The organism is Aquabacterium sp., from assembly GCF_021768455.1.
GTDB lineage: Bacteria > Pseudomonadota > Gammaproteobacteria > Burkholderiales > Burkholderiaceae_C > Aquabacterium.
In genome coordinates, this window is record NZ_JAIZVX010000223.1 from 1 (window position 1) to 4,562 (window position 4,562).

Genomic DNA, 4,562 nt, shown 5'->3' on the forward strand with positions numbered 1-4,562 from the left:
GGGTGGGGCTGGCGCCTGCGGTGGCCGTGTCCTGGCTGGCCGCCGCGGGCGAGCCGCCCCCACCGCCCCCGCAAGCGCCCAGGCTCAGGCACCAGGCCACCATCACGGCCAGCTTGAACTGCATACTCTCTCCTCGTTTCGGTCGCACCCACATGGCGCGATTGTCCTGAGGCCCGCCGCCGTCCTGTCACCCGATGCAACAGCCTGTTCCGCCCACCCACCTGCTCTACCTGCACGGCTTCCGCTCCTCGCCGCGATCCTTCAAGGCACAGATGCTGGCCGGGGTGATCGCGGCACGTCAGGCGCAAGGGCTGGACCTGGTCTGGGCCTGCCCCCAGCTGCCGCCCTCACCCGCCCAGGCCTGGCGCGACATCCAGGCCCTGACCACCGACTGGCCGCGCGACACCATGGCCGTGGTCGGCTCCTCCCTGGGCGGCTTCTACGCCACCGTGGCGGCCGAACGCCTGGGCTGCCGCGCCTACGTGATCAACCCGGCTGTGGCACCCGCACGCGATCTGGCGCGTTACATCGGCGAACAAAATACCTTCGACCGGCCCGACGACCGCTTCTTCTTCCGTCCCGAGTTCATCACCGAGCTCGAGGTCCTGGCCCCCTACCCCATCACCCGGCCCGATCGCTACGGTGGCCTGGTGGCCGAAGGCGACGAGGTCCTGCACGCCCCCGAGATGCGCGCGGCCTACCCCGGCGTGGGCCTCACCCTGATCCCGGGCAGCGACCATGCGGTCAGCGATTTCGCCGAGCACCTCCCGGGGCTGCTGGGCTGGCTGGGGTTGGGGCAAGGGCGCGACGTGGCCTGAGTGCCAGCCCCTGATCGCCCCGGTCGGTCAACCCTTCACCCTCGCCCAGACGCTCACATCCCGCGGCACGTCGGAGACCTGCGGGTGCACGATGGCTCGCCGCATGACGCCCTCGGCCTGCCAGCCCAGGCGCGACAGCAAGCGGGCCGAGGCCGCGTTGTCGAGGTCACAGAGCGCGTCCACCCGCCACACGGCAGGCTGGGCCAGGGCCGCGTCCAGCACGGCCGCCACGGCCTCGCCCATCAGGCCCTGCCCCCAATGGGCACGCGCCAGCAGGTAACCCAGGCGCAGGTGGTGGGCCTCGGCGGCCGGGTGGCTCTGCGGTTGCAATTCGATCTGGCCGATGACCTGGCCGGCCTGCGGCCCCTCGCGCCACGCCAACACCCACGACCACGCGCTGCCCTTGAGCCAGCGGTGCAGTTCGTGGCCGATGTGGCGGGCCGAGTCGGCCTCGTCGGCATGGGGGCGCCAGCCCAGGTGGCGCAACACGGCAGGGTCGCTGGCGAAGGCGAACACGGCCGGGGCATCGGCAGGCCGCGGGTCGCGCAGCACAAGGCGGGCGGTCTGGATCTGGCGCGGGAAGCTCATGGGGCCACCTTGCCGCAGGGCGGCACAGGCCGTCGGCGCGACGCCACCAAGCCCGAGCGCCAAAATGGGACAATCACGCCCTCACGGCCCCGGTTTCAGCCCGAGGCCACGCCCCTGCGCCCGCGCAGCGGCCCCCCATTCCAGCGAGAAACCCGCCCTGATGTTTGCCCTTTTTGACGACGCCGGTAAATTCCTGGCTGGCCGCGTGATGTCCGAAGCCGACAGTTCGATGCAGATCGAGCTGGATTCGGGCAAGCGCGTCAAGGCCAAGGCCGCCAACGTGCTGATCAAGTTCGCCAAGCCGGCCCCTGCCGAGCTGCTGGCCCAGGCCGCTGCGCAGGCGGCCGACATCGACGTCGACCTGGTCTGGGAGGTCGCCCCCGAAGAGGATTTCGGCTTCGACGAGCTGGCCCGCGAGTACTTCAGCGCCAGCGCCGACGCCGTGCAACAGGCCGCCATGCTGATGCGCCTGTTCGAGACGCCGCATTACTTCCACCGCCGCGGCAAGGGACGCTTCAAGAAGGCCCCGGAAGACATCCTCAAGCAGGCCCTCCTGGCCATCGAGCGCAAGAAGCAGCTGGCCCTGCAGATCGAACAATGGGCCCAGGAACTCGCGGCGGGCCAGTGCCCGGCGCCGATCAAGCAGGAGCTCTACAAGATCCTGTTCAAGCCCGACAAGAACGGCGCCGAGTACAAGGCCGTGGTCGAGGCCGCCAAGCTCAGCCAGCGCGCCCCGCTGGACCTGCTGAAGGACGCCGGCGCCATCGACAGCCCCTACCAGTTCCACTACAAGCGCTTCCTGTTCGAGCACTTCCCCAAGGGCCCGGGTTTCCCGCCCCTCGAAGCCCCGCCGATCAAGGACGAGCTGCCCCTGGCTGCCGTGCAGGCCTTCTCCATCGACGACTCGCAGACCACCGAGATCGACGATGCGCTGTCGGTGCAGGGCCTGGGCTCGGGCAGCGTCACCTACGGCGTCCACATCGCCGCGCCCAGCCTGGCCATCCTGCCGGGCACGCCGGTCGACAACGTGGCGCGTGGCCGCATGTCCACCGTCTACATGCCGGGCCACAAGATCACCATGCTGCCCGACGAGGTGGTGCAGGCCTACACGCTGATCGAAGGGCGCGACTGCCCGGCCGTCTCGCTCTACGTCACCTTTGACGAAGCCACCCTGGCCGTGACCGCCACCGAGACCAGGCTCGAGCGCGTGCCCATCGTCTCGAACCTGCGCCACGACCAGCTCGAAGGCACCATCACCGATGCCACGCTGAGCGGCGAGGCCCCGGCCGACTATGCCTTTGCGCCCGAACTGGCCTTTGCCTTCCGCTTGGCCAAGCACCTGAAGGCCCAGCGCGAGGTCGTGCGCGGCAAGCCCGAAAATTTCAACCGCCCGGACTACAGCTTCAAGCTCGAAGGCAAGGCCGATGGGGCCGAGCCGGTGGGCACCGAACAGGTCGTGATCGGCACGCGCCAGCGCGGTTCCGCGCTCGACCTGATCGTGGCCGAGGCCATGATCCTGGCCAACAGCACCTGGGGTGGCTGGCTGGCCGAACTCGGCGTGCCCGGCATCTACCGCAGCCAGGCCAGCCTGCAGCCAGGCATCAAGGTGCGCATGAGCACCAAGCCCGCACCGCACGCCGGCATGGGCGTGGCGCAGTACACCTGGGCCACCTCCCCACTGCGCCGCTATGTCGACCTGGTCAACCAGTGGCAGATCGTGGCCTGCGCCAAGAACGGCCGTGCGGCCGCCCTGGCCGCGCCCTTCAAGCCCAAGGACGCGGAACTCTTCGCCGTCATCAGCAACTTCGACACGGCCTACAGCGCCTACAACGGCTTCCAGTCCAGCCTGGAGCGCTACTGGACGATGCAATACCTGCAGCAGCAGGACATCACCGAGCTCGACGCCGCCGTCATGGTCAATGGCCTGGTCCGCGCCGACACCCTGCCCCTGGTCTTCAAGGCCATCGGTGCCGACAGCCTGCCCCGCCACGCCAAGGTGCGGGTGCGCGTCACGGGCATCGACCTGCTGACGCTGGATGTGCACGCCAGCGTCATCGCCCGCCTGGACGAAGCCTCCCCCGCAGATCAGGGTGAGGCCGACGCCGCCGAGGGCGAAGGCGAGGACGAGGTGCTGGACAATGCAGGGCCACTGACCCTGGCCATCGACGTGACCGACGCCGACGCCCCCGCGGGCGACGCGCCGGCCGCCTGATCGCCAAGGGTCGACCGCGCCGTCCTGCACGCTGACCGACCACCCGCCCCGTCCATGCTGCCTCGCCTGAAAGCCCTGTTCGCCAAGCTGACCCTGCTGCAGGTGTGCCTGGGCGTCTCGGCCTTGCTGCACATCGGCCTGCTGAGCTTTCGCTTCATCGACCCGGAGGGCTTTGAGCGCACCTTCCGCGACACCCCGCTGGAGGTGATCCTGGTCAATGGCGGGCAGGAGGCCCGGCCCGACAAGGCCCAGGCCCTGGCCCAGCTCAACCTGGCCGGCGGCGGTGAGGCCGACAAGGGGCGCGCCACCTCGCCTCTGCCGCCCTCGCCCGAGAACGCCTATGGCGAGGCCCTCGAAGACTCGGTGCGCATGATCGAGCAGATGCAGCAGGAACAGCAGAACCTGCTCACCCAGGTCCGCAACGAACTCTCGGCCCTGCCGCCGCCCCAGCCGCGCGACAAGGCCGACACGCCCCAGAAGCGCGAGGAAGAAGAACGCCGCCGCCAGCTCACCAAGCTGCTGGCCGAGATCGAACGCCGCATCCGCGAAGAAAACGCGCGGCCCAAGAAGCGCTACCTCAGCCCCGCCACGCTGAAATCGGCCGATGCGCTGTACTACAGCGCCTTCCGCACCCGGGTGGAGCGCGCCGGCACCGAGCACTTCCCCACCGGCCGCAACGGCGAGAAGCTCTATGGCGAGATGGTGATGTTCGTCACCCTCGACCGCCAGGGCCGCGTGATCGACACGGAAGTCGGCACCAGCTCGGGCACCCGCCTGCTCGACAAGCGCGCCGCCGCCATCGTCGCCCAGGCCGGCCCCTTTGGTCCCGTGCCGCCCGACGTGAGCGCGGGCCGAGACCTGCTGGTGATCTCCTCGCGCTTCCGCTTCACGCGGGATGCCGGCATGGAGGCCACCACCACCGGATCGCTGGGCACCGCCCAGGC

Annotated in this window: 4 protein-coding genes; 3 read left to right on the plus strand and 1 reads right to left on the minus strand. The window is 69.8% G+C overall.

Annotation, left to right across the window (positions count from 1 at the left end; all coding sequences use genetic code 11):
- Positions 1-194: 194 nt before the first annotated feature.
- Complete coding sequence (locus QZ994_RS18865) at positions 195-818, plus strand: YqiA/YcfP family alpha/beta fold hydrolase (protein ID WP_290877334.1); 624 nt, start codon at positions 195-197, stop codon at positions 816-818.
- 27 nt (positions 819-845) lie between these two features.
- Here QZ994_RS18865 and QZ994_RS18870 read toward each other — a convergent pair whose 3' ends face one another.
- Positions 846-1,406: a GNAT family N-acetyltransferase gene (locus tag QZ994_RS18870; protein WP_290877337.1), complete on the minus strand. Its 561-nt coding sequence runs from the start codon at positions 1,404-1,406 to the stop codon at positions 846-848.
- Positions 1,407-1,566: 160 nt separating this feature from the next.
- Here QZ994_RS18870 and QZ994_RS18875 point away from each other — a divergent pair, with 160 nt between their 5' ends.
- Together QZ994_RS18875 and QZ994_RS18880 are read left to right on the plus strand one after the other, a co-directional pair.
- Positions 1,567-3,618, plus strand: coding sequence for an RNB domain-containing ribonuclease (locus QZ994_RS18875; protein WP_290877340.1), 2,052 nt, complete (start codon positions 1,567-1,569; stop codon positions 3,616-3,618).
- A gap of 54 nt (positions 3,619-3,672) precedes the next feature.
- Positions 3,673-4,562: energy transducer TonB (locus tag QZ994_RS18880; RefSeq protein ID WP_290877342.1), on the plus strand; the 890-nt coding region annotated here is incomplete at its 3' end.

Coding starts and splice junctions, on each gene's coding strand:
- QZ994_RS18865 (WP_290877334.1), top strand. CDS start 195: ATGCAACAGCCTGTTCCGCCCACCCACCTGCTCTACCTGCACGGCTTC.
- QZ994_RS18870 (WP_290877337.1), bottom strand. CDS start 1,406: ATGAGCTTCCCGCGCCAGATCCAGACCGCCCGCCTTGTGCTGCGCGAC.
- QZ994_RS18875 (WP_290877340.1), top strand. CDS start 1,567: ATGTTTGCCCTTTTTGACGACGCCGGTAAATTCCTGGCTGGCCGCGTG.